Below are 26,794 nucleotides of genomic sequence, written 5' to 3' on the forward strand. Positions count from 1 at the left end.
GCCTCGAAGCATAGGAATGTTTCGGGGCGTTCACGGTGCTAAATCAAGAGGTTGTTAAGCATCTGGGTGCGGCTTGCATTGCAAAAATGCAGAACGTTAAAAACATCGACATTTTATTAATATATTCTTAACAATTGGGTTATAGAGGTAGCACTCATAGTGGGTCTCCGCGCGTTTCGTGGAGACAGGCATGACGCCGCTCCCCTATGCCGGTAACTTCAAATCCGGCCTGTCCCTCAGTTTGTTTTCCCAAGGGGCATTACAATGGCTAGCATTCTTACCAACTCTTCAGCTCTCACCGCTCTTCAGACACTTTCCTCGACCAACAAGTCGCTGGAAACCACGCAGAACCGTATTTCGACCGGCCTGCGCATCGGTGAAGCTGCTGACAATGCATCTTACTGGTCGATCGCAACATCGATGAAGTCCGACAACAAGGCCAACTCGGCTGTTCAGGACGCTCTCGGCCTCGGCGCAGGCAAGGTTGACACTGCATACACTGCAATCAACGACATCAAGGACCAGGTTGACAAGATGAAGTCGCTTCTGGTTAGCGCTCAGGGCGCCAGCCAGGAAGACCAGAAGAAGGTCGCCACCGAACTTCAGGCAATCCAGTCGCAGATCAAGTCGTCAGCGAGCAACGCGAACTACGCTGGTTCGAACCTGCTCGTAAATGATGCAGCTGCAACTTCGGACCTTAAGGTTGTTGCATCTTACAACCGTACCGGCACCACTGTAACGATCGACACCGTTGACGTTGCTGCTGCTGACGTACAGGTATTTGCCGATGCAGCCGGTACCGGCGGTATCGCTGGCGATCTCGTTGCCGCGACTTTCTTCGATCCGTCGACTGCAAAGCTTGATGACGCTGCTATCAAGACTGCTCTGGAAACGGTTGAAACTGCTCTGGACAAGCTCACCACTGGTGCAGCTTCGCTTGGTGCTGCTAAGGCACGCATCGACACCCAGAAGAGCTTCATCTCCAAGCTCAGCGACTCGGTTGAAAAGGGCGTTGGTACGCTCGTTGATGCCGACATGAACAAGGAATCGGCTCGTTTGTCGGCTCTGCAGGTTCAGCAGCAGCTTGGCGTTCAGGCTCTCTCGATCGCTAACTCGTCGAGCCAGTCGATCCTGTCGCTGTTCCGCGGCTAATCACTTAGCTGATACGGCTTATGTTGGAGGGCGCGGGGTTCATTCCGCGCCCTTCTTCTTTTTAAATGACCTCTTCATCCAAGCCGACACTTTCGCGCAAGCTTCGCGATCTATTTTGCTCGCATCAGGATGGCGGTGGTATCGATGCAGCAGAATTTCCAGCAATTACTCGAACAGCTTAAGGCAACGCTCGGCAAGCTTGGCGCGCGAAAGCTTATAGCGCTCGGACTTGTCGGAGCTGCATTGATGGGCGCAATCCTTTATACAAGCGTTTATCTGAGCCGCCCCTCCTATGAAACGCTTTATGTTGGCCTTTCACGCGATGACGTCAACCGCATGGGTCTGGCGCTCGGCGAAGCGGGAATCGCGTTCGACGTCAAATCTGACGGCTCGTCATTGCTTGTCCCTATCGGTAAGGCTGGGCAGGCCCGCATGTATCTGGCTGAGAAGGGTTTACCAACCTCGAACAATGCGGGTTACGAGCTGTTCGACAATATGGGTTCACTTGGCCTGACCTCCTTCATGCAGGAAATCACCCACGTTCGCGCGCTTGAAGGCGAAATTGCCCGCACCATTCAGGCTATTCGCGGCGTTAAGGCTGCACGCGTCCATATTGTTCTGGCCGAAAAAGGCTCTTTCCGTCGCGGTGATCAGAAACCTTCGGCGTCCGTCGTCATTCGTGCTGAAGGCGGCTTTGCTGCTGAATCCGCTCAGTCGATCCGCCAGCTGGTTGCTGCCGCAGTGCCGTCGCTCGATGCATCTTCCGTGACTGTTCTTGATACCAATGGACGTTTGCTGGCATCCGCTGGCGACGCTGCAAATGGCGCGGCGCTCATGACCGCCTCACTTGAGCAGCAAGTGGCTTCGAATGTGGACGAAAGCATCCGTAAGGCGCTCGCTCCCTATCTTGGTATCGGCCATTTCCAGAGCAGCGTTCAGGCTTCGCTGGACACGGACCGCCGCCAGACCAACGAGACAAGCTTTGACCCTGAATCGCGGGTTGAACGTTCCGTCCGGGTTGTTCGTGAGAGCGGAGATTCCCGCAACGCCCGCAATGATAATGCGACGGGTGTTGAGCAGAATATTCCGCAGGAAGAAATTCAGAACCGCAATGGCGAAAGCTCCACGGAAAAGACCGATCGTCGTGAAGAGCTGACCAATTATGAAATGAACACCAAGACTGTTTCAACGGTCAGCGATGGCTATGCCGTCAAGCGTCTGTCGATCGCCGTGGTCATTGATCAGGCGCGTCTGCTTGAAACTGCTGGAACGACCCCGCCGCCCGCCGATTTTGTTGACCAGCAGATTCTGAAAATCCGCGATCTCGTTGCAACCGCCGCCGGTCTGAATGCTGATCGTGGTGATGTGATCAACGTGACTGCTGTCAACTTCCTCAATCCGGCAGGTGCGGATATGGACCCGGTATCGACGCCATGGTCTGAGCAGCTGATGCGTCAGAGCGGTTCCTACGTGAACGCACTTGCGATCCTTGCGGCTGTTGCGCTCCTGATCTGGTTCGGTGTGCGTCCGCTGCTGCGCGACCAGAATGCCAAGTCGGCAGGAACTGAGGTTGCTCTGCGTGAAGCTGGTGATGTCGGCGCCCCGAATTTCGTCGGCGATACACAGCAGGCAATTGCAGGTGAAGGTGCCAAGGCCGTGATCGGTGGACCGGAAGCCTATGCCGACCAGATGAAAACCAGTCTCAGTGATTTGCGCCAGCGCATGCGTATGCCAGCCAAGTTGCGTCTTGAGCAGATGATCGAGATGGACGAGGAGCGTGTTGCTGCCGTTCTTAAGCAATGGATTCATGAAACTGCGATTAAGCAGGAAGCCGCATCGACGCAGCGGTCTGTCATGCCGGAGCTTGAGGCAGCCTGATTATGAGCACGCTCGCCCTCAGCCGCTATCTTCCAGATTTTTCAACGCATCCGATTGCTGACGATGCGGTTGAGATTATTGCGGCGCCCGTACACCCTTTGCCGCTTGCCGAGCATCCCAGACGCGTAGATGTGCAAGACGCGTCAGCGGCAGAAAAGGCGGCTTTTGCCGAACAGGCTGAAGTTGCTCGCATCATCGCGGTTGAAGAAGAGAAGCGGGCAGCATTCGAGGCCGGTCGCGAAGACGGTCACAAGGAAGCTGAGGCATTGTATGAGGCCGAAAAGACCAGGCTTTTGCGTGAACACGAAGCTGAAATCGAGGCATTGCGTGCCAATTTCTCCCGCGAACAGGCAGTCCTGCTGGCGGGCGCTTTGACGGACGCGTTGAGCGGTCTGGAACACAACCTTTCAGCACAGATTGCCGATGTTCTTGCGCCTCTTCTCGCAGCAAAGCTGGAACGCGATGCAGTTTCTGGTTTCGCGCAGCGTATCAGTACGCTTGCTCTTGAGGGGGAAGCGCCGGAAATAGCAGGGCCGCCGCATCTGCTTGAACCGTTGCGGGAGCATGCCGACCTACTGCCAACCGGATGCCGGTTTACGGAAACAGCATCGGGTGAACTTTCATTTTCCTTTGGTGAACGTGTGCTTGAAACGCGCGTTGCACCAGTTCTGGAAGAACTAAGGGTTGCCGCAGGATGAGCATCGATCCGGAAACCAAACGCGAAATCATTATCGTTCGTCGCGGCAGGCGCGATGATGATGACGGCCATCATGGTGGCGTCTGGAAGATCGCTTATGCCGATTTCATGACTGCAATGATGGCGTTTTTTCTCGTCATGTGGCTCATCAATGCTGCAAATGAGGAAAGCAAGGCTGCTGTTGTCAGTTACTTCAATCCCGTCAAACTGATGGACCGGCATTCGAGCCCCAAAGGTGTGCAGGATATCGACGAACAGAACGGCAAGGTTCGCTTCGAGAGCGACCAGCAGATAGAGAACAGCACCAAAGTCATCAATGACAGCGCAGCTTCTCTGCCGCTTGAGCAGGAAGAAAGCCGGATGTTCCGCGAACCTTATGCGGTCTTGTCCGAGCTCGCGCATGAGACGGGTGTGCTTCAGAATCAGTCTACGAAGGGCGAGGGCGGCAGTTCACAGGCAGGCACCCAAACCGGTGCCGATGGTGGTGATGCCTATCGTGATCCATTCAGCCCGGATTATTGGTCGAGCAAGGCTGCAGAAGAACTGACGCAGCCGGAAGCAGCACCTGCAACGCCGCCGCAGCAAACTGCCGATGCGAAGGTCGAGGAAAAGAAGGAAGCGGTTGAAAAGCCTGCCGAAAGCCAGGAGCAGCTTATTTCTGATCTGAAGAAAGCCGCAGACGGAGAGACCGTAACCGATGGAGGCAAGGCCGCGAAAGCTGAGCCTATGCCAGACGTGACCGTGGTTCCTGTTGACGGCGGTGTAATGATCCAGCTGACTGACAAGGTTGATTTCGGCATGTTCACTATCGGATCGGCCAAGCCGGATGCGCGGGTCGTGCAGATGCTCGAGCGGATTGCACAGGTTATTTCGCGCCAGCCAGGCGAAGTCATCATCAGTGGTCATACTGATGCACGCCCCTTCAAGAGCGCGACCTATGATAACTGGCGTCTGTCATCCGCACGTGCACAGATGGCCTATTACATGCTGGTCCGTGGCGGGCTGGATGAGAAGCGCGTGTTGCGTGTTGAAGGCTATGCTGAACGTCAGCCCAAGAACGCAGCTGATCCGAACGCCGCTGAAAACCGTCGCATCGACATTTTCCTCAAGTCCAATCCATGAAGAAACTGGTGGCCCGTTCCTTGCTGGCATTTGTTGCGAGCCTTCCGCTGGCCAGCGGGGGAACGGTTTCCTATGCCCAGACACCTTTAACGGAAGCGCCACGCAGTCTGCCGGTTCTCGAGCCGTACAAGCTCGTTCGTTCGCTGCGCATGTTGCAGGACCAGCTGGTCTCGGGAAAACCCGAAGCAGTAGTCATGCTCAACAGGCTTCTCATTTTCGTCAGTTCCGACATGGAGCGCGCTCCAAAGGAAGTGTGGGAGAAGCCTGAGAATATTTACGCGGCAATTATCTATCTCTTCAATGGCGGTAATCCGGAGGCCGTACGCAAAGTATTGGCTGGCGTGGATACCGAAACTGTGCCGCTAGAACTTGTTAAAGGCGCGTTGGCGTATGCTTCGGGGCAGAACATCGAAGTTGTGAAACTGTTTTCAGTTCCGCTATCGCAAAAGCTGCCGGCAGAGCTGCGATCCTCCATCATTCTGGTGACTGCGAGCCAGATGACAGCCTTTGATCCTGCCACAGCCCTCACGCGGCTTGATCAGGTTCGGCTCGAGAGCCCGGGAACGCTTTTTGAAGAGGCTGCAATCCGTCGCTCTATGCCGATTGCGGCCAAGTTGGGCGATGCTGACAAGATACGCATGTTGTCGCGCAATTATCTGCAGCGCTTTCCTCGTTCGCCCTACATGCGTGATTTCATGAAACAGTTCGTTGATGCCGCGTTGAAGCTCAATGACCGTATAGGCAATGCAGAGCTGGTAAAGCTTATCGGTACTGCCGATCCGGTTATGCAATATTCGCTCTATTTGCAAATCGCGCGCGGTGCCCTGGTGAACGGCCAGACTGAGCGAGCCCGTTTCATGTCGGGTGAGGCACGTAAACTTGCTGAACATCTGAAGACTGATCCAAGCCGGGCCAACCTCTATGCGGCGGCAAGCGATGTGGCGTCAGATTCCGCTGGAGACGCCTTGCGGGAACTATCGCAGATTTCACCAGATCGCTTGCAGGAGCGTGACAGGCAGCTTTTGCAGGCGGCGGAGGCTGTGGGGTCGGTTGTCACGCGTACGCCCACTGCGACGGCGGATAAGGCAAAGCCAGTTAAAAGCGAGACCGACATTCCTGCAATGCCGATCGCAGATGCTGAAGAAGAGCCAGCATTGACTGAGGCTCAGGACGTTGCGCCAGCGGTTGGATGGAAGCCATCCTCGCCCGCAAAAGCAGAAGATGATTTGCAGAAGACCATGGATGACGCGCGGCGCAAGCTTGCGGAGATTGATGCCCTGCTAGGAAAGACCATTCAATGAGCGTAGATGTTTTGCTCAATACGGCTGGAAGATTGGCTTCGCTTGCCAAGGCAACAGGTACCCAGCAGGGCACTGTGGCGAAAGCGAATGGTGAAAACCAGGAGCAAACCGAGCCTGCAAACATCTTTGGCGCGCTTCTTGAAAAGCCGCAGAACAAGTTGTCGCGAGATAGCGAGCAGAAGGACGATACGCAGTCGGACGATAGCGATAAGACGGAACGTGAAGCCGCGGCTCAAACTCCGACCCAGTCACCTGCCTTTGGCGTATCACAGAACCTGCTTGTCCTCGCCGCAGGCTTAACGACCGCGACGGGTGAAAAACAGGCTTTAGCGGGCGGCAGTACGGTCAAGCCGGATGCGAATATGTCGGCATTCGCAGATCTGGGTGAGGTCGCTTCTGAAACAACGAGCGCCGTTGCTACTGATATGCCAATGGCTGAAGCGGAACCGAAAAGGGATCAGAAGAGCAACGTTCAGGCGAACAAGAAGGCCTCAGCCTTGATTGATCCTAAGAATGCCCAGAAGAGCGAAAATATCACCAGCTCCACTGTGTCTGCTGCATCTAACGATCAGCCCGTCGATAATGCCTCGGATAGTGCTGCAAGTACGCTCAAGTCCGATGCTTCTATTCCGCTGGCTGATGGTGCTGAGCCAGATCGTCCGACCACGCAACAACCGCAGCAAAGTGCGAAATCAGCGTCAGTCGTTGATGTGAAGTCTCCTGCTCAATCGACCTCGACCGCAGCAGCGCGCATCGCTGACATTCAGCTTTTGTCCGAGCGAAGCTTCGGTGCGGTGAAGACTTTGCAGATCAGGCTCGACCCGGTGGAGCTTGGCGCAGTGACTGCGCGTATTCGTCTTGTCGCCGATGGCGTGGAAGTGCATCTGGTTGCTGATAAAGCGCATGGCGCGCAGGCGCTGGCAGCTGATCGTTCAATGATCGAAAAGGCATTGAAGGTTGCCGGTGTCGCCGATGATGCGAAGATTTCTGTAACGGTCACAGAGCGCGGTGCCACTGCCGCAGTGCAGCATTCGTCGGCAAGCCAGAGTGCAGGCCATCAGCAGGCAGGCACGCAGCAGCAAGGGCAGCAATCATTCGACATGCAGAATGGCTCGGATAATCGGGGTAATGCGCAGGGCCAGTCGCAAACGCAGTTCATGGGTGGAGAGGGCAGACAAAATGGCGAACCCGGTCAGACTGAGCGCAACAATACCCGCACGCGTGCTTCGGCTGATGCCAATGAGCGCGAAGCTTCTCTGGGGCTTGGTGGTCATAATCGCGGTCTGGTCGTCTAGTTCAGCAACAGCCAAAGCAGAGAATGTCTGCGAACGCGAAATGCACAGAGCCTCTGTCCGCTATGATGTACCACTTGGTATTCTCTATGCCGTTGGGTTGACCGAAACCGGACGTAAGAATTCACTCCAGCCCTATGCAATGAATATTGAGGGCCGGGCCGAATTCTTTCCTTCACAAGCTGCCGCTTTAAGACGTTTCACCCAAGTACACGCCGAGGGTGCAAAGCTAATCGATCTGGGCTGCATGCAGATCAATCATTACTATCATTCGCGTGAATTTCCATCCGTCGGAGCGATGCTGCAACCAGGCCTCAACGTGGATTATGCGGCACGCTTTCTGAAGCGTCTTCGTGAACGGGAAGGTAACTGGACGATGGCCGTGGCACGCTATCATGCGGGTCCGAATAATGATCCCGCGCAGAAGCGATATGTGTGTCGTGTGATGACAAATATGATCGCCACAGGCTTCGGAAATTGGACGCCACAGGCAAAAAGCTTTTGTGCCGGTTGAATGTGCTAGCAGGAAAAATGCCGGTTGTAGGGAGTGGCGCAATACACGCGCAATCAGGTCACACAACCACAGGTTGGTTATATGTATATCAGCTATTACAGAGGATAATTTTTTAAGTGCTTGTAAAGAATCGTTAAACTTCGTGAGCTCGTTAACCAATCGTTAAGGTTTTCAGTCGAAGAGTACCCAAGCGCTGCAATCATCGCGATTCCCATTAAATTAGATGGTACTAAAATGCCTCCCAATTTATTGCGGGCAACTTTTTGTCATTGCCGCTGACTCCTCCTGCCCGTTACTTCTGTCTTGCTTGGGTTAACATATTGATTCGGAAGGCGGGCCGATGATCGTAGTCGTGGATGAGCGGAATATTGTGACTGAGGGGTACTCCTCTTGGTTCGGCCGAGAAGGCATCACGACAACCGGCTTTACACCAGATGATTTCAATGAATGGGTCGAGAGCGTACCCCATCAGGATATTATGGCTGTTGAAGCCTTCCTGATCGGCGAATGTGCGGCTCAGAATGGACTTCCAGCCCGAATTCGTGAACGCTGCAAGGCACCTGTCATTGCCGTGAATGATCGCCCATCGCTGGAACATACGCTGGAGCTTTTTCAATCCGGAGTTGATGATGTTGTCCGCAAGCCGGTTCATGTCCGCGAAATACTTGCCCGCATCAATGCTATCCGTCGTCGCACCGGCGCGTCGGACTCGACTGGCAACGATGGAACGGCGCTTGGTCCGATCCGTGTCTTCTCTGATGGCCGTGATCCACAGATAAATGGTGTGGATTTTCCATTGCCACGTCGCGAGCGCCGTATTCTGGAATATTTGATTGCGAACCGCGGTCGTCGCCTCAATAAGGCACAGATTTTCAGCGCGATTTACGGTATTTTCGACAGTGAAGTCGAAGAAAACGTCGTTGAAAGCCATATTAGCAAGCTCCGCAAGAAATTGCGTGAAAAGCTCGGTTTTGATCCTGTTGATTCAAAACGTTTTCTTGGGTACTCAATCAATATCGAATGAGATTCGTGCCCTGCCTTCCGGGCTTTGAAAGCTCACACCCAGTATTTCGCAGTTTTTAAAGGTAGTCCTTTTTTGGGCATCCCCTGAAACTGATCGAGTCCTCAGTAAAAGCGTAAAAATCCTAAAGGCTACAGTTTCACGCAAGCGTGGCCCGATAGCTTGTCTGCGGATTCTCAAATTCTCAGGAGTTGCCAATGAGCCTCTACGGTATGATGCGGACCGGCGTTTCGGGTATGAACGCGCAGGCCAACCGCTTGTCTGCAGTCGCGGATAACATCGCAAATGCGAGCACGGTCGGTTATAAGCGCGCTGATGCGCAGTTCTCGTCTCTCGTTCTGCCCAACACCGCAGGCCAATATAATTCGGGCAGCGTAGAAACCAATATCCGCTACGGAATTTCCGATCAGGGTGGCATTCGCCCTACGTCTTCAACCACCGATCTTGCTATCGATGGTAATGGGTATTTTGTTGTAAGCGATGCTGACGGCACGCCTTACCTCACGCGTGCCGGGTCGTTTGTGCCTGACCAGTATGGCAATCTTGTCAATACGTCCGGTTACTACCTGATGGGTTACCCGGCAGACGTAAATGGCAATGTTAATACGGTTGCCAATGGTTTTGACGGTCTGGAACGGGTGAATGTCAAGCAGTCCGATCTGGTTGCTACGCCAAGTACTTCGGGCGATTTCACGGTCAATCTGCCATCCACTGATGAAGTTCCCGCTACCGGCGAATTTAATCACAAAACGTCGCTGATCGCTTATGACAATCTGGGTGGCAAGATCACGCTGGACGTCTATTTCACCAAGACCGGCGATAACACCTGGGATGTTTCGATCAAGAATGCCGCTGATGGCGTCGAAGTCGGCACAACGACGCTGAATTTTGACGGTACCAACGGTAAGCTGCTTTCGGGCGGTGACGTTGCTGTTGATCTTACCGGCTATAACGGCCAGTCACTGGATCTTAATCTCGGCTCCTCCAAGCAGCTTGCCAAAGACTATACGATCAGTGAAGCCGTTATCAACGGTCAGGCACCTTCGTCGATCAAGGGTGTTGATATTGGCAAAGACGGTTCAGTTGTGGCGCTTTACGAAAATGGCGCGCAGAAGCTGCTCTATCGTATTCCATTGGGAACAGTCGCCAGCCCTGATCGCATGTCGGTTATCAGCGGTAACGTGTTCTCACCAAGTGCAGAATCCGGCAACATCCAGCTTGGCTTCCCGGAAGGCGGCGGTATGGGCAAGATTTCGTCCGGCGCGCTCGAAGAATCCAACGCTGATATTGCGCAAGAGCTGACCGACATGATTGAGGCTCAGCGCAGTTACACCGCCAATTCGAAGGTCTTTCAGACCGGCTCAGAATTGATGGACGTGCTGGTAAACCTGAAAAGATAAGCTGAAACAATTCCGGGGCAGGTGGGGACCTCCTTCCCCGGAATTTCGATATTAGAGCGATGCCTGATGAAAATGCATCGTTGGAATTGCTCTAACTCTTTGTTTTTATGCACTTACCCTACGCAGAGCCATTTCGCTTTTGCTGGGAATGCTCGAAGTAACTGGACCGTTTTCGCAACAAAAGCGGTTTGAAGTAGGATGGGGAAAAGATGTCGCTTAGTTCTGCTCTTTTGACGGCCAAAAGCTCGCTTGCGGCAACGTCCAAGCAGACGTCAGTCGTCTCTCGCAATATTGCGGGGGTCAATGATCCCGATTATTCGCGGCGCACTGCTTCGCTGGCTTCCGGACCCTATGGTTCGCTTTATGTGAACATTAGCAGGTCCGCCGATGAGGCGCTGTTCAACCGCTTTATTCAGTCCAACAGCACGGCATCCTCTTCTTCTATTCTTGCAGGCGGGCTTGACCGCCTTTCATCGCTTTATTCTGCGGATAATTTTTCCGGCTCTCCCTCAGCTCTGATCGGCGACCTTCGGGACGCACTTCAAGTCTTTGCAGCATCACCATCCAATTCGGCTCTAGGCGATGGCGTCGTATCGACAGCGCAGTCGCTGGCCAATGCACTGAATAACGGTACGAAGCAGATTCAGTCGCTGCGTACCGATGCGGATAATGAAATCGCGGATTCAGTTGCCAATATCAACGACGTGCTTGCAAAATTCGAGAAGGTCAACCAGCAGATCGTTAGTGGTACGCGCGCGGGCAGCGATGTTGCCGATTTCCTTGATCAGCGCGATTCACTTCTCAAACAGCTTTCCGGTGAACTCGGTATTACAACGATGGTTCGCGGCGACAATGACATGGTCATTTTCGCAGAAAGCGGCGTGACGCTGTTTGAAACAACGGCGCGTCAGGTCAGCTTTCAGACGTCGAGCGGTCTGGCTGCCGGCGTGGCTGGAAACGCTGTTCTGGTTGATGGTGTGCCGCTTACACACGACACGTTCGATCAACCTTATGGCACAGGCCGTCTCAGTGGGCTCTTGCAGCTGCGCGATCAGGTTGCGCCGCAATACCAGATGCAGCTTGACGAGATCGCACGTGGTCTGGTGACGATGTTTGCTGAAACTGACCAGACAGGCGCAGGTCCTGATCAGACGGGCTTGTTCAGCTGGGAAGACTCCCCGGCAGTGCCTGGCGCGGGTGTTTCGGCTGGCATAGCGGGCACCATCAAGGTGTCTTCGGCGTTTGTGGCATCTGAAGGCGGCAGCTCGCTTCTTTTGCGCGACGGTGGTGCGAATGGCGCCAATTACAAATACAATGCGACAGGCGCGTCAGGCTTCAGTGATCGTCTGCGCGCTTTGAACGAAGCATTCTCGGAGCCGGTGACTTTTACATCATCAGCAGGGCTCGGCTCAAGTTCGAGCCTTATTGATTATAGTGCTTCTTCAATTGGTTGGCTGGAAGGCAAGCGGAAGGCCGCGAATGCCAATTTCTCCTACAATCAGACAGTTGCTGTGCAGGCCGACCAGGCTCTCTCCAATGCCAATGGTGTCGATATCAACACTGAAATGGCGTTGCTTCTTGATCTTGAACATTCCTATCAGGCATCGAGCCGGGTGTTGACGACGATCAACTCCATGCTCGACGACCTTCTAAACGCGGTGTGAGGCTTATGAAAGCGCAATCTATTTCCACTTATGGTGCAGCTTCAGCTCTCAAGGTCCTCGTGGCAAAGACCAAGGCTGAGCTTGGGAAAGCCCAGCAGGAAGCAACCACTGGCATGGTGTTTGATGTTGGTCTGGCGCTTGGCGCCAAGTCTGGCCAGACCATATCCTTGCGCAAGGAATATGATCGCCTGACTGTGTTGACCGATATGAACAAGCTGCTCCAGCAGCGGATGACGACGACTCAGACCGCCACCAGCACCATTATTACAGACACGCAGAATTTTCTGGGCGATCTGACAGGCGCAAACAGTACAGTCGAGGCTGCTGACACGGCCGCAAAATCTGCAAAGTCCTTGCTGGATTCGGTCACCGGGCTGCTCAATACCAGCTATAATGGCGAGTATATTTTCTCTGGTGTGAACACCGATGTGAAGCCGGTTGCTGACTACACAGAAGGCAGTGCCGCCCAGACAGCAGTGCGTCAGGCATTTGAAGACCATTTCGGTTTCAGTATGAACGACCCGCAGGTTGCAAATATTACCGGCGATGACATGAAAGCCTTTCTGGAAGGCGATTTTGCTGAACAATTCAATGATGCCAACTGGGATGCCAATTGGTCGAACGCCTCTGACACGGTAATCAAAAGCCGCATTTCACCAAGCGAAACTGCCGCAACTTCGATTTCTGCCAATGCTGACGGTTTCCGCAAAACCATCATGTCGGCAGTGATGGTTTCCGAATTCGCGGCGATCGGCTTGAACAATTCCGCGTTTCAGGCGCTCACGACGCAGGCCATGCAGACCACAACGCAGGCGATCACGGAAACAACTTCAGAGCAGACAACGCTTGGCCTCGCGCAGCAACGTACCAATGCCGCGACAACCCGCATCGCAGCACAGCAGAAGATCCTCAATGAATCGGTTCTCAACCTCGAGGAAGTCGATCCATACGAGGCAGCAACGCGCGTCAACGCTTTGATGACACAGATTGAAACATCCTATGCACTGACAGTTCAGCTGCAGAATATGAGCCTGCTCAACTATTTGAAATAGTTAGACTATTGGAGCGCTGTGTGCTCGTTCTGGCGCTGCACAAGAATGCTCTGAATGATTGAATCGACGCATCGCGCTTTCCAAAAACCGATTCTGATTTTTGGGCCGATGCTCTGGGGTGCTAACCCGCCCCGAAGTTGAACATCACGCACCGGGCAGCATGAGGCGGTCCGTATGCGTGGTGCCGGAAAACGGAGACTATATGTACCAGCTGCGCTACGAAGACGTCATGAATGATGATATGGCGAGCGCCAAGGAACGCGAGCGGATGCTTTTTGACCGTTCGATCGAGATGCTTGCCGCTGCCAAGGCTAATGGAGCCGGATCGCGCGAAGGCATTGATGCTTCCTACTTCACCACCAAACTCTGGACTACGATCATTGATGATCTGGGATCAGAAGAAAATGTGCTGCCGAAGGAGCTCAAGGCCGCGATCATTTCGGTTGGCATCTTCATTCTCAAAGAGATGGAACGCATTCGGCAGGGCGAAAGCAGCGATTACGACACCCTGGTCGAGATAACCCAGTCCATCCGGGATGGTCTTTGACATGACGACCAATAGCAAGTCGAACAACGACAAGTCGGCAATCCGTCTTTCGCTGCGCGCGGGTGAGAAAATCTACATCAACGGCGCGGTGTTGAAAACAGATCGGAAAGTGTCGCTCGAACTGTTGAATGATGCGACTTTTCTGCTGGAAAACCATGTTCTGCAGCCTGATGAGACGACAACGCCGCTGCGCCAGCTCTACTTTGCGGCGCAGATGATCCTGATTGAGCCAGCTCTGAGAGAGCAGGCTCGCAATACATTTGCACAGATGCTGAAGGGCATGTTTGCGGCATTCAAGGACACGGAAATCCTCAATGCGCTCAAGCTTGTTGATGAGCTGGTGCATAATGGGCGTGTCTTTGAAGCATTGAAGACAATTCGTGCGCAGTACCAGCGCGAGGCAGAGCTGATGGGCGAAACTGTCCCGACCACGCCTGTCAAACAATCCGAAAAGCCTACGGAGGCAAGTCTATGACCACCACATCGACAGTCGGTGCAAACAATGCGACGAACAATACAGCCAATTCGTCTGGCAGTAATGCCGCTGCCAAGGCCAGCGTGGATTACAATTCCTTTCTGAAGCTTCTGGTCACACAGATGCAGAATCAGGATCCGACGCAGCCGATGGATGCGACGCAGTATGTTTCTCAGCTTGCCACCTTCTCCAATGTTGAGCAGGCTGTTCAGATGAACAGCAAGCTCGAAACGCTGATCGCAAATTCATCGCTGTCGCAGGCTGAAGGCTGGATTGGCCGCACCTTGACGAGCGCTGACGGAACGGTTTCCGGTGTCGTCAAATCCGTGACCATTCAGTCATCGGGTATGCTTGCCGAACTGGAAGACGGCAAGACGATGCTGATTGGCCAGGGCGTCAAGATCAGCTAAGGACAACTCTCGTGAACGAAGCTGATGCGCTCGATATCGTTAATTCGGCGGTCTGGACCGTGCTTATGGCCAGCGGTCCGGCCGTACTTGCAGCAATGCTTGCGGGCATTGGTATCGCGCTGTTTCAGGCTTTGACGCAAATTCAGGAAATGACGCTGACTTTCGTGCCGAAAATCATCGTCATTTTTGTCGTTCTTGCCTTTACTGCCCCATTTGTGGGTGCACAAATCAATTCCTTTACGCTTCTTGCCTATTCGCGCATCGAAAAAGGGTTTTAGAACCTTACTACAGAAGAGACGTCTGTTTCCCTGACGTAGCCCTCGCGCAAGCTTCACCGTTTATGTTCCGTCCGACAACAGGAGACGGACGTGCAGCAGGCAGCAGTTAAGCCTTCAAAAAAGAGTGGAATTCTGACAGGCAGCGACTTGGGTCTTGCTGCCGGCATGGTCATTATTCTGACTGTGCTTTTTCTGCCTGTGCCTGCAATTGTGCTGGATATTGGTCTGGCCTTTTCCATTGCCTTTTCCGTGCTTATCCTGATGGTTTCGCTGTGGATTCAGCGTCCGCTTGATTTCTCGGCTTTCCCGACTGTGTTGCTGATCGCGACCATGATGCGCCTGTCTCTCAATATTGCGACGACGCGTGTTATTCTTACGCACGGCAATGAAGGCTATCAGGCAGCAGGCCATGTGATTCACGGCTTCTCGCAATTCGTGATGGGTGGCGATTTCGTCATCGGTCTTGTCGTTTTCTCTATCCTGATCATCGTCAACTTTCTTGTCATCACCAAGGGTGCAACGCGTATCGCGGAAGTCGGTGCCCGCTTCACGCTCGACGCTATTCCCGGTAAGCAGATGGCAATCGATGCTGACCTTTCCTCTGGTCTGATCGATGAGAAACAGGCACAGCATCGTCGTCGTGAACTGGAAGAGGAAAGCTCGTTCTTCGGTTCGATGGACGGTGCTTCAAAATTCGTGCGCGGCGATGCGATTGCTGGTCTGATCATCACGGCGGTCAATATTTTTGGCGGTATCATCATTGGCGTCACCCGCCATGGCATGGATATTTCCGAAGCAGCCGACGTTTTTACCAAGCTTTCCGTTGGTGACGGTCTTGTCACGCAAATCCCGGCGCTGATCGTTTCGCTTGCGGCTGGTCTTCTGGTTTCCAAAGGCGGCACACGCGGCTCTGCCGATCAGGCGATTTTCGGACAGCTCGGCGCTTATCCAAAGGCGCTTCTGATTGCATCATTCCTGATGTTTGTTTTGGGCATCATGCCCGGGCTCCCGGCATTTCCATTCTTCCTGTTGGGCGGCGCAATGGCATTTGTGGGGATCGCGGTTCCACGCAAACAAGCCAAGGAACGTGATGCGCTCGCTGCGGAAGCTGAGTCAAAGCAGCGAGACGCCGATGAGCAGGAACGCAACTCCGTTAAAGCTTCGCTGGAAACCACCCAGATTGAACTGTGCCTCGGCAAGCAGCTTTCAGCGCGCCTGATCGCATCGCAGCAGGAGCTGGCACATCGCGTTGCCAAGATGCGCAAGAAGTTTGCGCAGGAATACGGTTTCGTTATTCCTGAGATCAAAGTGACAGACGATATTTCTCTGCCACCCAAAAGCTACCGCATCAAGATTCATGGCACTGCGGTTGCAAGCCATGAACTGCGGGTCGGTGAAATTCTCGTCGTGCTGGGCGAACGTCCAATTCCGTCTATTCCCGGTGAAGAAGTGCGCGAGCCGGCTTTTGGCATGCGCGCCTATTCTGTGCCGGAGACATTTACGTCTGACCTGCGTCGCGATGGCTATATGACCGTCGATAATCTGTCGGTGCTGCTCACACATTTGAGCGAAATTGTTCGCAACAATCTGGCACAGCTTCTCTCATATAAAGATATGCGGATTCTGCTGGATCGTCTTGGGCCGGAATATCGCAAGCTTCTTGAGGATATCTGCCCCGCAAATATCTCCTATTCAGGGCTTCAGGCTGTTTTGAAGCTGCTGCTTGCGGAGCGTGTTTCAATCCGCAACCTGCATCTGATTCTTGAATCGATTGCGGAGATCGCACCCCTGGTCCGTCGTCCTGAAATGATTGTCGAACATGTTCGTATGCGTATGGCGCAGCAGATATGTGGCGATCTGTCGGATAATGGCGTGCTCAATGTTCTGCGTCTTGGCAACCGCTGGGATCTGGTATTCCATCAGAGCTTAAAGCGTGACAACAAGGGCGAAATCGTCGAGTTCGACATTGACCCGCGCCAGCTTGAGCAGTTTGGAACAGAAGCCACGGCTGCCATACGCAAGCATTTTGATAGCGGTGAGCGGTTTGTTCTGGTTTCTTCTCCTGAAGCGCGTCCATATATCCGCATGATCATCGAGCGCCTTTTTGCGACCTTGCCTGTTCTGTCGCATGTTGAAATTGCACGTGGTGTCGAAGTGAAATCGCTCGGCGCGATTTCCTGACGGGGAGAGAACCCGTTGCCCATCACACAGCTGCCAATAAATGAGCTTGTCTTCGCAGCCATGCTGGCATTCTGCCGCGTTGGTGCTTGCCTGATGCTGATGCCAGGTATTTCCAGCGGGCGCATTCCGTTGCAGGTGCGGTTGTTCATTGCGCTCGCCTGTTCATTCGCCGTTCTGCCATTGGTGATTGAGGCAATCGTACCCCGTCTGGATGGCATCCATCCACTGGCGATGTTTCGTTTGATGTTGAGCGAGATGTTCATCGGTGCGGTGATTGGGATTCTGGCACATATTTATTTCTGGGCCCTGCAATTCATGGCCAATATGATGGCGATGGCGGTGGGCTATTCCGGTTCACCGGCGGATGCGATTACCGAGCCAGAGCCGCAGGCAACGCTTGCGACCATTGTCACGTTCAGTGCGCTGTTTCTTTTTTTCGTTACGGATATGCATCTGGAGATTTTGCGGGCGCTGCTGAGTTCCTACACCGCGATACCCGTTGAAGGTCATTTCAGACCTGATGCCGCGATGATCGATATCAGCGACGCGCTTTCGTCCGCATTTCTGGCAACCTTGCGTATTGCGGCTCCATTTATCGTCTTCGCGATTCTGGTCAATTTCGCCATTGGACTGATCAATAAGCTTACGCCGACGATTCCTATCTATTTTGTGTCGATGCCTTTCGTACTCGGCGGTGGTTTGCTGGTCGTCTATTTCATTTTACCGGAACTGCTGCGGTTTTTTATTGGCGAAACGTCTACGCAGTTGCGCAATCTGTTCTGAGGATTTCATGGCCCAAACCAATGCCCGTAATCTCAAAAAGCTGATTGAATTACAAAAGCTGGGCGCTGCCCGGCTGGAAGCATCCCTTGCTGTATCCAATAATCGCAAGAAGGTGCTTGATGAGGAGCGAGAAGCACTGATCGCCATGCAGGATCGGCGATACGATGGCAGTGCATTCACAGTTGATCCCACGTTGCTTATCAAACGTCTCGGAGGCAATGCGTCAGAAAGTGAGCACATTGAACAACAGATCGAATCACAGCGCAGCGGCCTCTTAAAAGAACAACGTCGGGTAGAACTTCTTGAAGATCGGCTGGAAACGGTACGAAATGATAGCGAAAGAAGAGAGCTCGCAAGTCTCATTGAAGAGCTTATCAGCCGGAAAACGTCCTCATCGTGATTGATCGGATCACAGATTGTAAAGATTATTATATAATAATAACAATGACTTAGTTAAAACCTGGTGAGCTTATTTAAACCGCGTTGACCTCGCCTTTGTCATAAAACTGAAGCCGATTCGTACCGCAAGCTTCAGTCAAGTTTGGCGAACTATTGTGCAATCAAGAGATGAAGAAGGACGAGTTGTATGGCGATCAATCCGCCGTCAGATCTGGTGCTGGACGTAGCGCGGGCGGCTGATCCGCAAGCCTATCGCTTGGCGACTGAACGACTGAAGTCGATATCGGCAAGCACAGGCCCGATGGTGGCTGATGCGGATACAGGTTTGCCACGTGATTTTGTGAGTTTTTCTGAAAGTCTGGGCTCGGGGGTAAGAATCAACCCTGAAGGCCAGAATGCAACCAATCCGGCCTATCGAAAGTTTGAAGCTTTCATGCTGCAATCTTTTGTCCAGTCGATGTTTACCAGCGATACGACAGCCACCTTTGGCAAGGGTATCGCAGGTGATTACTGGAAATCGATGATGGCCGAGGCCATGGCTAACAAGATGGCAGATACGGGCGGTGTAGGCATCGCCCGTATGCTTGAAGCGCAGGCAGCGATGAAGCAACGGGCGGAGAATTCGGCAACTTTGGCTTTGGGAGATGTCGTTAACGATCTGGGACAGGGAATGAGCCAGGACACGGTATCGAAGGATATCGTTCATGGATTTGAACGGCAGCTCATTCAAAAACAACTGGAAAACAATGAAAGTGGAGAACGCGCTTAAGGCTGATCCGCCTTTACCGAAACCGCTCTGGCGAGTGAACGAGAGCGCGACCCGCTGATACATATAATTGAGGAAACCCGAACATGACCGACACAAGCTCCGAAATCAGCCTGCTGCCGCAAGCGCCGGAAGTAGCATTGGATGTCAATCCAGCAGAGGAACTGGAGCAGCAGCCCGTACTTAAGCCGGTTGTGCGGGCTATTCAGCGTCTTGAAGACGTCATCGATACGGAAACTCGCCTTTTGCTTGAAGGTGGACATCCAGACCTTGCTGACATCAACTCGCGCAAAAGCCGCGGTCTTTATGATTTCAACAAGGCAATCAAAAAGGCTGCAAGCCTTGCTGAACCTGCCACGATGAAGGGATTGCAGCCACTGCTCGACAGCCTCAAGCAGAAGCTGGAGAAAAATTGCGAAGCTTTGCAGTTGCACCTGCGTGCGGTTGGCGAACTCGCTGATCTTATCCGTGGCGCTCTCGAAACGCAGGACGCAGACGGCACCTACAGCATGCAGAGCGCGAGGCTCGGTCACGCCCGATGATCCGCATAATTGCAATCGGTCTTTGGATATGTGCTGTCGCCCTTGGTTCGCTGTTCTTTGCCGTGCGCCAGAACGATGCGCCGTCGGGTGAGGTGCAAGCGAATGGAGGTGCGTTTGGCGGGCTCGATTACGTCAAGACCGACGTCATGAGCGTGCCGATCATCTCCAATGGCAGCGTTGCGGGATATGTCGTGGCGCAGCTGGTCTATACGGTCGATTCGAATATTCGCAAAAAGCTCACCGTACCGCTGGAATATTTCATCAGCGATGAGATTTTCCGCAAGTTCTACGGCAGCTACTCCGATACCAAGGAAGTCGAGAAAGTGAACTTCGAAGCAGTGCGGGCGTCGGTCATCACCGATTTGAACGCACGCTTTCCAGAACCGGTAATCAAGGATTTACTGGTTGAACAGTTCAACTACATTTCGGCAGAAGAGATCCGCGCCATGAACATGCGCGGTGGAGCTTCATCGGAAATAGCTGGCAAGCAGGCGGCAGCCGCAGCCACTCACAGCGAGTAATATTTCCCTGCCAACTGGCTCAAACGGTCTTCATCGAGAGTAGGTACTGAAGCGTCGGTAATGAACTGAACGCCGATTTCGCGTTTATCGCGCCAGACGATCTGGGCCAGAAGTGCTCTCGCGTAGAAGTCGTCAAACAGCCAGAAGCGTTCGGGGAGACTGGGGACGTCAGTGATTCTCAATCTTGCTCCATGCGGAGCAATATCGCAGAACTGGCACTCGATGATAAAGCGTCCATCAAGGTCGATAATCTTACCTGATCGCAGCCGCGTGCGCTGTCGCTCTTCCCTGCGTCGCTCGTGAGACGGTTTGTTGCGCACCATAATGATCTGCCTGCTATTCCCCTGGATGGAAAATATAGCAGGCATCAATTTAGTAAGCGTTACCTAAGTTCAATGCTCACCGCATTTTTCACAGCGGCCACGCAGTTCAAGCGTCGTTTTGCGTGACTTGAAGCCACTTTGGACGCTCCAGGCGCTGACGAGATTCTCGATAGCCGGATCGGAAAATTCCGTCACCTGTCCGCATTGATCGCAGATGGCAAAAGCAATCAGGCCATGCTGGTGACATTGCGGGTGCGCGCAGGCGACGAAGGCATTCAGGCTTTCGAGACGGTGTACCATTCCGTAATCAAGCAGCTTTTCCAAAGCACGATAAACCTGCAACGGAGCGCGAAAACCGTCATCGCGAAGCTGATCGAGGATCGTATAGGCACTGAGGGGCCCATCCGACTTGGACAGCACATCAAAAACGAGCGTCTGATTGCGGGTCAGATCATGCGATGGGTGACTGTGGGCGTGCTGATGGTCGTGGTGATTGCTCATTGTCCAGCGTTCCGTTTCGGTGAAGCCTCTCTCCTATGTAATGGCAGGAGGCTTAAAATGAAAATAGCCAGTGCGGCAACGACGATTGATGGGCCTGATGGCGTGTCAAATTCGACCGAACCATAGAGCCCGCCGATAACGCCAAGTGCGCCGATGATTGACGCCATGATTGCCATCTGCTCAGGCGTGGAGGCAAACCGCCGGGCTGTTGCGGCAGGAATAATCAAAAGCGATGTTATCAGAAGAATGCCGACGATCTTCATCGAGATAGCGATGACAAGTGCCAGCAACAGCATGAAGATGATCCGTGACAAGGCGGGGTTCAGCCCTTCCGCACGTGCAATATCTTCGCTGACAGTTGCGGCAAGCAGTGGACGCCACAGCCATGCAATCACTGCCAGAACCAGAATTCCGCCACCATAAATGAATGCGATGTCGAGACGCGAAACGGCGAGCAGATCACCAAACAAGAACGATAGCAGATCGACGCGCACCCATGTCATGAAGGCGACGATAACCAGTCCCAGAGACAATGTTGCGTGCGAAAGAATGCCCAGAAGCGAATCCGCAGACAGTGAATGCCTTTTTTGCAGCAATAAAAGAATTGCTGAAATGGCGACCGCCACGGCAAAAACACCAATCATCAGATTGATATCGAGAATCAGCGCCAGAGCCACGCCCAATAGCGCTGAGTGGGCCATGGTGTCACCGAAATAGGCCATCCGTCTCCACACGATGAAGCAGCCAAGCGGGCCTGTGGTCAGCGCCAATCCGACCCCGGCAATCAGAGCGCGGGTGAAAAAATCGTCAAGCATGGGGTTTGCCTTCCTCATGATGGTGATGATGTTCACCGTCATGGTGATGGCCGTCTTCTGAGTGGCAGTGATCTGTCACTGAGCCGTCGGCATGTAAGACGCGGCCGTCAGGCAGATGGGTGTGATCATGGTGGTGTTCATAAACGGCGAGAGGGCCGACGGCGCGGCTCCCGAACAATCGTACATATTCCGGACTGGCGGTAACATCGCGTGGCGTTCCACTACAGCAGACATGACCATTGAGGCATATGACGCGGTCAGTAGCGGCCATAACCAGATGAAGGTCGTGGGAAATCAGCAATACGCCGCAACCGGTATCATCACGCAATTTGGCAATCAGCTCGTAAAGGGCTGCTTCGCCGGAAAAATCAACGCCTTGTACCGGCTCATCAAGCACCATAATGTCCGGCTTGCGCGCGAGCGCCCGCGCCATCAGAGCGCGCTGAAACTCGCCACCGGATAGATTGGCGATCTCTGCCTTGAGGAGATGTGTGATCCCGACGGCGTCCAGCGCACCGATAATGTCTGTCTTGGGCAGGGGACCCGTCAGCGTCATCAAACGCTCGACAGAAAGCGGCATAGTCCGGTCAATATTGATCTTCTGCGGCACATATCCAATTCGCAGGCCTTTTATGTGACGGATTGCGCCCTCATCGGGCTTGAGAATATGCAGTGCCATTTTGGCCGTCGTGCTCTTACCTGCACCATTGGGGCCGATAAGTGTGACGATTTCACCACGATGGATAGTCAGGTCAACATTGCGCACAAGCCACCGCCCGTCGCGATAAACGCCAGCACCTTTTAGTTCGATCAATGGTTCCCGCGTGGAATATGCGGGGAGGGCGGTCTTACTGGCCATATAATATGAGCTTTCGCTGCCTTCGTGAGAGCGTCAGCACATTGTCTTGAAAGACAAACGGCGCTCTCGAAATTCTTGTCTCAGGATGTGTGAACGATAAGCCGATTCGGGTTTGTTTGCGTCGCCCGGTTAAGCGCTGTGAACAATTCTCCAAAAAGAGGTTGTGCCTCCTTATCGCAGACGTTATAGCATAACGCAAATTACGTAATAGAATAACATATCACTTGTATATGTTGTTCAACTGTGGCTGGCGTTCAAGAGAGACCCATGAAACATTTCCAATCCTTTTTGTTGGCATCCGCGTTTATGGCTGTTTTGGGCGGAGCGGCTTCCGCTGCCGAACGTAGCGGCGTCGTGGTTTCGATCAAACCGCTACATTCGTTGGTCGCTGCCGTGATGCAGGGCGTTGGCGACCCACGGCTTATTGTTCAGGGCGCAGGTTCCGAACATTCATACAGCCTGAAACCATCTGATGCTCAGGCCATTGAACACGCCAAGGTCATTTTCTGGGCAGGGCCTTCAATGGAGACTTTTCTGGACAAGCCGTTCGATACTCTCGGTGAGGGTGCAAAAATTGTTGCGCTTGGCGAAGCGGATGGATTGACGAAGCTTAAGTTCCGGGAAGGCGGCCCATTCGAGGCACATGAACATGGCGACGAAGGTCATGCGCACGAAAAGCACGATGGGGAGGGGCATGATCACAGCGCCGAAGCCAGTTCTCAGGATAACCATGACCACGGCAATGAAGCTGCGGAAAAGGCCGATGATCACCACCACCATGCAGAATTCGACCTGCATTTCTGGCTCGACCCTCAGAATGGCAAGGTTCTGGTTGGCGATATCGCTAAAGTTCTGAGTGAAAATGATCCCGAACATGCGGCGCAATATGAAAAGAATGCTGCCGATTATGCTGAAAAGCTGGATGTTCTGACAAAAGATATCAGCAGTGAACTCCAGCCAGTCAAAGACAAGCCTTTTATCGTCTTTCACGATGCTTATCAGTATTTTGAAAATCGGTTCGAGGTAAAGGCTGCTGGCTCGATCACTGTGAGCCCTGAACAAGCGCCGGGTGCAGGGCGTATCAAGGACATACACGAGAAGATCAAATCGCTCGGTGCAGTATGTGTATTCTCCGAGCCGCAGTTTGAGCCCAAGCTGGTTAACACAGTCATCGATGGCACTGATGCCAAAACCGGTGTTCTTGATCCTCTTGGTTCAGAATTGAAGGACGGCCCTGATCTGTATCCGGAGCTTATCCGAAATCTGGCAGATTCCCTTAAAAACTGTTTGTCGAAGTAGTACTGGTCGCGCCCCCGTTCTGGACCCCCACCCAGAAGCGATCAGTTCTTAGTGCCGAGCTGCTGGAGAAATCTGACAGTTCGGCACGCCGATTTTCAGAGACGTCACTGCAAATTGTTTAGCGCTTTGGATTATCTGCTTCATTCTCTCAACCGGGTGGCTTTGCCGCCTCTTTTTTGCCGAAGTAATGTAATGATATAACATTAATAGCCAGCAATACTGCGTAATCCTTCATACCGGAGCTTTTGCAGTTCTTAAACAAAATCCGCCAGCAAAGGAGATGCCATGAAAAGGCTTCCAGTCACCGTTCTTTCGGGCTTTCTCGGAGCAGGGAAAACCACGCTCCTCAATCATGTGCTCAACAATCGGGAAAATCGCCGGGTAGCGGTTATTGTAAACGATATGAGCGAAATCAATATTGATGCCGCCCTGGTACGTGAGGGAGGAGCGGATTTATCCCGCACCGAAGAGCAACTCGTTGAAATGACCAATGGCTGCATTTGTTGCACATTACGCGATGATCTTTTGAAAGAAGTGGCGCAATTGGCGTCACAGGATCGCTTCGATTACCTGCTTATCGAATCGACCGGTATTTCCGAACCGCTGCCCGTCGCAGCAACATTTGAGTTTCGTGATGAGAAGGGCGAAAGCCTTTCCGATCTTGCGCGTCTCGACACGATGGTCACGGTGGTTGATGCCGCCAATCTGCTTAAGGACTATTCATCCAATGATTTTCTGCGCGACCGTGGCGAATCGCTTGGAGATGAGGATGAGCGGACGCTGGTTGACCTTCTGGTCGAACAAATCGAGTTTGCCGATATTGTGGTCCTCAACAAGATCTCCACTTCAAGTGCTGAAGAACGCGATCTTGCACGCAAAGTGATCAAGTCGCTCAACCCCGATGCGCGAATAGAAGAAGTCGATTTCGGGCAAGTCCCGCTTGATTCCATTCTCGACACACGCTTGTTCGATTTCAATCGTGCCCATGAACATCCGCTTTGGTATAAAGAACTTCACGGTTTCCATGAGCATGTGCCGGAAACAGAAGAGTATGGCGTGCATTCATTTGTTTATCGTGCGCGTCGTCCATTCGATCCAGTGCGGTTCCAAAATTTTATTGATAGAAGCTGGCCGGGGGTCGTCCGCACAAAAGGCTTTTTCTGGTTGGCAACCCGTCCTGATTACGTGGGCGAGCTGAGTCAGGCGGGCGCGTTGGTCCGCACCAACAAGCGCGGACGCTGGTGGTCGGCTATTCCCCGCAGCTATTGGCCGGCAGAACCTGAATGGCATCAGGCGATGCAGCCTTATCTCGATGCTGAATGGGGCGATCGCAGGCAGGAGATTGTATTTATCGGAATAAGCCCGATGAATAAGGCGGAGATTATCGCTGAACTCGATGCTTGTCTGGTGCCTGAGCAGCTCTTCGTGCCACAAAACTGGCAAAAACTGGCTGACCCGTTCCCAAATTGGTCAGTCGCAGCGTAACCTATCCTTTATTCGGCCGACAGCGCGGTAATTTCAGATATCCTGCTGTCGGCAAGGGTGCGGTGGTCGAGCACATTGGCGATCGCCTCACGCACATCCAACATCATGTGCCGAACCTCGCACTCGGTCTCATCGCAATCGTCACAAGGCTGATAGTCGGTTTTGCTGGCACAGGCGATGGGCGCCAGTGCCCCATCCAGAGCGCGAATAATATTGCCAATGTGGATTTCACTCGCGGGGCGGGCAAGACAAAATCCGCCACCTTTGCCTTTGCGGCTCAATACGAAGCCGGCATTTCGCAATTCGATGAAAATATTATCGAGAAATTTGCGCGGTATATGATGCCTTACCGCAATCTCGCTCGCTGAAGCCAGCTGACCATCTGATATGCTGGCCAGATGCACCATGGCCTTCAGGCCGTATTTGCCTTTTTTGGTTAGCATGGCTTCCCTGCTGCAATGTCCAGTGGACAACCCAATTTCTCAAACGAACGTATATATAGGAAGTAGGGAGTTAGGGCTCCTCCGGCAAGTTACTTTCACGTCGCACTACGCAGGCATCGCTGATTTTAACGCCAGCGCGAGCGCACCTTGGAGGCTGTCGCCGAGCGGTTCTTGATAAAACTCCCTATAAGGAAAGAAGGGGAGTGCTGCGTAAGACGACGCCAGCCCGCCGGTGATGCTGAAACGTTGAAGCTCACGGATTCGCAGTGCCTCCAATCCATGGCGGATCATTTCACAGGCGTCGGCGAGGATGTTTGTGCCGAGCGGATCGTTCAATGCCACAAATTCAAACAGCATGGGTGCAAAAGCGGCATAGTCGGCGGCGCGGGCCGTTCGCGAGAAAACCGTTATGTTACGCGGATTGTTCTCAAATCTCTCAAGAACGGCGCGCGATAAGTCTGAGTGCTGCGCGAATCCGTCAACAGCGAGCAGTACCTGTTCCAGCAGTTTACGACCGAGCCATGCACCTCCGGCATGATCGCTCAATACAAAGCCACGTCCGCCGACTATACGGGTCGCGTCGTTGGTTCGTCTGACAAAGGCGGATCCCGTGCCAAGAATCACGATGGCAGCATCGCCGTCCCCCATCGCTCCTTGTAATGCGGTGAGCGTGTCCGAAACGATCATGCTCTCTTTAAATGGTAGGCGCTTGTATATAGGAGTGTGATCTTCGACAGAGTTGGCTCCGGCGAGGCCCAATACGGCATTGGCCGACCCATATATAGAAGTGGTCAAGCTGGCGTTCTTGCGGGCTTGTTCGAACGCCTCGCATATATGAAGAATGCTGTTCTCTGTATCTGCACCTATATTCGCCGGGCCAGAAGCACCTGCAGCCAGCACTTTGCCGCTCTGATCTGTAAGGATGGCACGGCATCCGGTGCCGCCGCCATCGATCCCGAAGTGATACTTGATGGTCATTTCTGTCATTTCATTGTCGCAAAGATTGGAATCGGCGGGCTGCAATGGTTGATATTCTATTAAAACGCACCATATGCCCTGTGGAAAGAAACTTTG

29 protein-coding genes are annotated in these 26,794 nt (G+C 53.2%); 23 read left to right on the top strand and 6 right to left on the bottom strand.

Annotation, left to right across the window (positions count from 1 at the left end):
* The first annotated feature begins 264 nt into the window (after positions 1 to 264).
* From CEV32_RS23125 to CEV32_RS23225, 21 genes are all read left to right on the top strand, one after another.
* Positions 265 to 1,152, top strand: coding sequence for a flagellin N-terminal helical domain-containing protein (locus CEV32_RS23125; protein ID WP_094579471.1), 888 nt, complete (start codon positions 265 to 267; stop codon positions 1,150 to 1,152).
* A 129-nt stretch (positions 1,153 to 1,281) separates the two neighbouring features.
* Positions 1,282 to 3,030: a flagellar basal-body MS-ring/collar protein FliF gene (fliF, locus tag CEV32_RS23130; RefSeq protein ID WP_094579472.1), complete on the top strand. Its 1,749-nt coding sequence runs from the start codon at positions 1,282 to 1,284 to the stop codon at positions 3,028 to 3,030.
* A gap of 2 nt (positions 3,031 to 3,032) precedes the next feature.
* Positions 3,033 to 3,728 carry a hypothetical protein gene (locus CEV32_RS23135; protein ID WP_094579473.1) on the top strand — a complete coding sequence of 232 codons (696 nt, stop codon included), beginning with the start codon at positions 3,033 to 3,035 and terminating at the stop codon, positions 3,726 to 3,728.
* On the top strand, positions 3,725 to 4,849 hold the full coding sequence (locus CEV32_RS23140; RefSeq protein WP_094579474.1) for a flagellar motor protein MotB: 1,125 nt from the start codon (positions 3,725 to 3,727) through the stop codon (positions 4,847 to 4,849). The genes CEV32_RS23135 and CEV32_RS23140 overlap by 4 nt, the downstream gene beginning before the upstream one ends.
* Positions 4,846 to 6,150 (top strand): chemotaxis protein, encoded by a 1,305-nt coding sequence (locus CEV32_RS23145; RefSeq protein ID WP_094579475.1) that lies wholly within the window; start codon positions 4,846 to 4,848, stop codon positions 6,148 to 6,150. The genes CEV32_RS23140 and CEV32_RS23145 overlap by 4 nt, the downstream gene beginning before the upstream one ends.
* Positions 6,147 to 7,445: a flagellar hook-length control protein FliK gene (fliK, locus tag CEV32_RS23150; RefSeq protein ID WP_235818870.1), complete on the top strand. Its 1,299-nt coding sequence runs from the start codon at positions 6,147 to 6,149 to the stop codon at positions 7,443 to 7,445. Before CEV32_RS23145 ends, fliK begins: the two co-directional genes overlap by 4 nt.
* Positions 7,390 to 7,956, top strand: coding sequence for a transglycosylase SLT domain-containing protein (locus CEV32_RS23155; protein WP_094579476.1), 567 nt, complete (start codon positions 7,390 to 7,392; stop codon positions 7,954 to 7,956). The genes fliK and CEV32_RS23155 overlap by 56 nt, the downstream gene beginning before the upstream one ends.
* 340 nt (positions 7,957 to 8,296) lie before the next feature.
* The gene (gene ftcR / locus CEV32_RS23160) at positions 8,297 to 8,980 is read left to right on the top strand and encodes a flagellar transcriptional regulator FtcR (RefSeq protein ID WP_094579477.1); all 684 of its coding nucleotides are present in this window, start codon (positions 8,297 to 8,299) and stop codon (positions 8,978 to 8,980) included.
* A gap of 194 nt (positions 8,981 to 9,174) precedes the next feature.
* Positions 9,175 to 10,377, top strand: coding sequence for a flagellar hook protein FlgE (locus CEV32_RS23165; RefSeq protein WP_094579478.1), 1,203 nt, complete (start codon positions 9,175 to 9,177; stop codon positions 10,375 to 10,377).
* Between the two features lie 209 nt (positions 10,378 to 10,586).
* Positions 10,587 to 12,041 (top strand): flagellar hook-associated protein FlgK, encoded by a 1,455-nt coding sequence (gene flgK / locus CEV32_RS23170; RefSeq protein WP_094579479.1) that lies wholly within the window; start codon positions 10,587 to 10,589, stop codon positions 12,039 to 12,041.
* A gap of 5 nt (positions 12,042 to 12,046) precedes the next feature.
* Entirely contained in the window at positions 12,047 to 13,093 is a 1,047-nt protein-coding gene (locus CEV32_RS23175) for a flagellar hook-associated family protein (protein ID WP_094579480.1), read from the top strand.
* A 202-nt stretch (positions 13,094 to 13,295) separates the two neighbouring features.
* Positions 13,296 to 13,640, top strand: a complete 345-nt coding sequence (flaF, locus tag CEV32_RS23180; protein WP_094579481.1) for a flagellar biosynthesis regulator FlaF — start codon at positions 13,296 to 13,298, stop codon at positions 13,638 to 13,640.
* Position 13,641: 1 nt separating this feature from the next.
* On the top strand, positions 13,642 to 14,115 hold the full coding sequence (gene flbT, locus CEV32_RS23185) for a flagellar biosynthesis repressor FlbT (RefSeq protein ID WP_094579482.1): 474 nt from the start codon (positions 13,642 to 13,644) through the stop codon (positions 14,113 to 14,115).
* Positions 14,112 to 14,525: a flagellar hook assembly protein FlgD gene (gene flgD, locus CEV32_RS23190; RefSeq protein WP_094579483.1), complete on the top strand. Its 414-nt coding sequence runs from the start codon at positions 14,112 to 14,114 to the stop codon at positions 14,523 to 14,525. The genes flbT and flgD overlap by 4 nt, the downstream gene beginning before the upstream one ends.
* 11 nt (positions 14,526 to 14,536) lie before the next feature.
* Positions 14,537 to 14,803, top strand: coding sequence for a flagellar biosynthesis protein FliQ (gene fliQ, locus CEV32_RS23195; protein WP_024895881.1), 267 nt, complete (start codon positions 14,537 to 14,539; stop codon positions 14,801 to 14,803).
* Between the two features lie 90 nt (positions 14,804 to 14,893).
* Positions 14,894 to 16,984: a flagellar biosynthesis protein FlhA gene (gene flhA, locus CEV32_RS23200; RefSeq protein ID WP_094579484.1), complete on the top strand. Its 2,091-nt coding sequence runs from the start codon at positions 14,894 to 14,896 to the stop codon at positions 16,982 to 16,984.
* Positions 16,985 to 16,999: 15 nt separating this feature from the next.
* Positions 17,000 to 17,767: a flagellar biosynthetic protein FliR gene (gene fliR / locus CEV32_RS23205; RefSeq protein WP_094579485.1), complete on the top strand. Its 768-nt coding sequence runs from the start codon at positions 17,000 to 17,002 to the stop codon at positions 17,765 to 17,767.
* A gap of 7 nt (positions 17,768 to 17,774) precedes the next feature.
* Complete coding sequence (locus CEV32_RS23210) at positions 17,775 to 18,167, top strand: hypothetical protein (RefSeq protein ID WP_094579486.1); 393 nt, start codon at positions 17,775 to 17,777, stop codon at positions 18,165 to 18,167.
* Between the two features lie 186 nt (positions 18,168 to 18,353).
* Positions 18,354 to 18,935: a rod-binding protein gene (locus tag CEV32_RS23215; RefSeq protein ID WP_094579487.1), complete on the top strand. Its 582-nt coding sequence runs from the start codon at positions 18,354 to 18,356 to the stop codon at positions 18,933 to 18,935.
* Positions 18,936 to 19,018: 83 nt separating this feature from the next.
* Positions 19,019 to 19,474 carry a flagellar protein FlgN gene (locus CEV32_RS23220; RefSeq protein WP_094579488.1) on the top strand — a complete coding sequence of 152 codons (456 nt, stop codon included), beginning with the start codon at positions 19,019 to 19,021 and terminating at the stop codon, positions 19,472 to 19,474.
* Positions 19,471 to 19,995: a hypothetical protein gene (locus tag CEV32_RS23225; RefSeq protein WP_094579489.1), complete on the top strand. Its 525-nt coding sequence runs from the start codon at positions 19,471 to 19,473 to the stop codon at positions 19,993 to 19,995. Before CEV32_RS23220 ends, CEV32_RS23225 begins: the two co-directional genes overlap by 4 nt.
* On the opposite strand, the gene CEV32_RS23230 is transcribed toward CEV32_RS23225, so the two are convergent.
* The 4 genes from CEV32_RS23230 to CEV32_RS23245 all read right to left on the bottom strand — a co-directional run bounded on the left by CEV32_RS23230 (position 19,983) and on the right by CEV32_RS23245 (position 22,493).
* The gene (locus CEV32_RS23230; RefSeq protein WP_094579511.1) at positions 19,983 to 20,318 is read right to left on the bottom strand and encodes a PilZ domain-containing protein; all 336 of its coding nucleotides are present in this window, start codon (positions 20,316 to 20,318) and stop codon (positions 19,983 to 19,985) included. The two genes, CEV32_RS23225 and CEV32_RS23230, sit on opposite strands and share 13 nt — an antisense overlap.
* Positions 20,319 to 20,387: 69 nt before the next feature.
* A complete protein-coding gene (locus tag CEV32_RS23235; protein WP_094579490.1) occupies positions 20,388 to 20,819 on the bottom strand; it encodes a Fur family transcriptional regulator in 432 nt (143 codons plus the stop codon).
* Positions 20,816 to 21,676: a zinc ABC transporter permease subunit ZnuB gene (gene znuB, locus CEV32_RS23240; protein WP_374882989.1), complete on the bottom strand. Its 861-nt coding sequence runs from the start codon at positions 21,674 to 21,676 to the stop codon at positions 20,816 to 20,818. The genes CEV32_RS23235 and znuB overlap by 4 nt, the downstream gene beginning before the upstream one ends.
* Positions 21,627 to 22,493 (bottom strand): ATP-binding cassette domain-containing protein, encoded by an 867-nt coding sequence (locus CEV32_RS23245; RefSeq protein ID WP_094579492.1) that lies wholly within the window; start codon positions 22,491 to 22,493, stop codon positions 21,627 to 21,629. Before CEV32_RS23245 ends, znuB begins: the two co-directional genes overlap by 50 nt.
* 267 nt (positions 22,494 to 22,760) lie before the next feature.
* Between CEV32_RS23245 and znuA the strand changes: the two genes are divergently transcribed.
* Together znuA and zigA are read left to right on the top strand one after the other, a co-directional pair.
* On the top strand, positions 22,761 to 23,792 hold the full coding sequence (gene znuA, locus CEV32_RS23250; RefSeq protein WP_094579493.1) for a zinc ABC transporter substrate-binding protein ZnuA: 1,032 nt from the start codon (positions 22,761 to 22,763) through the stop codon (positions 23,790 to 23,792).
* Positions 23,793 to 24,077: 285 nt separating this feature from the next.
* Entirely contained in the window at positions 24,078 to 25,277 is a 1,200-nt protein-coding gene (gene zigA / locus CEV32_RS23255) for a zinc metallochaperone GTPase ZigA (RefSeq protein WP_094579494.1), read from the top strand.
* 8 nt (positions 25,278 to 25,285) lie between these two features.
* Here the strand turns inward: zigA and CEV32_RS23260 are convergent, their stop codons facing one another.
* Positions 25,286 to 25,720, bottom strand: a complete 435-nt coding sequence (locus CEV32_RS23260; protein WP_094579495.1) for an RrF2 family transcriptional regulator — start codon at positions 25,718 to 25,720, stop codon at positions 25,286 to 25,288.
* 105 nt (positions 25,721 to 25,825) lie between these two features.
* Positions 25,826 to 26,707, bottom strand: a complete 882-nt coding sequence (locus tag CEV32_RS23265; RefSeq protein ID WP_094579512.1) for a BadF/BadG/BcrA/BcrD ATPase family protein — start codon at positions 26,705 to 26,707, stop codon at positions 25,826 to 25,828.
* Positions 26,708 to 26,794: the final 87 nt, after the last annotated feature.

The organism is Brucella rhizosphaerae (genome assembly GCF_002252475.1).
In the GTDB taxonomy this organism is placed as follows: Bacteria; Pseudomonadota; Alphaproteobacteria; order Rhizobiales; family Rhizobiaceae; genus Brucella; species Brucella rhizosphaerae.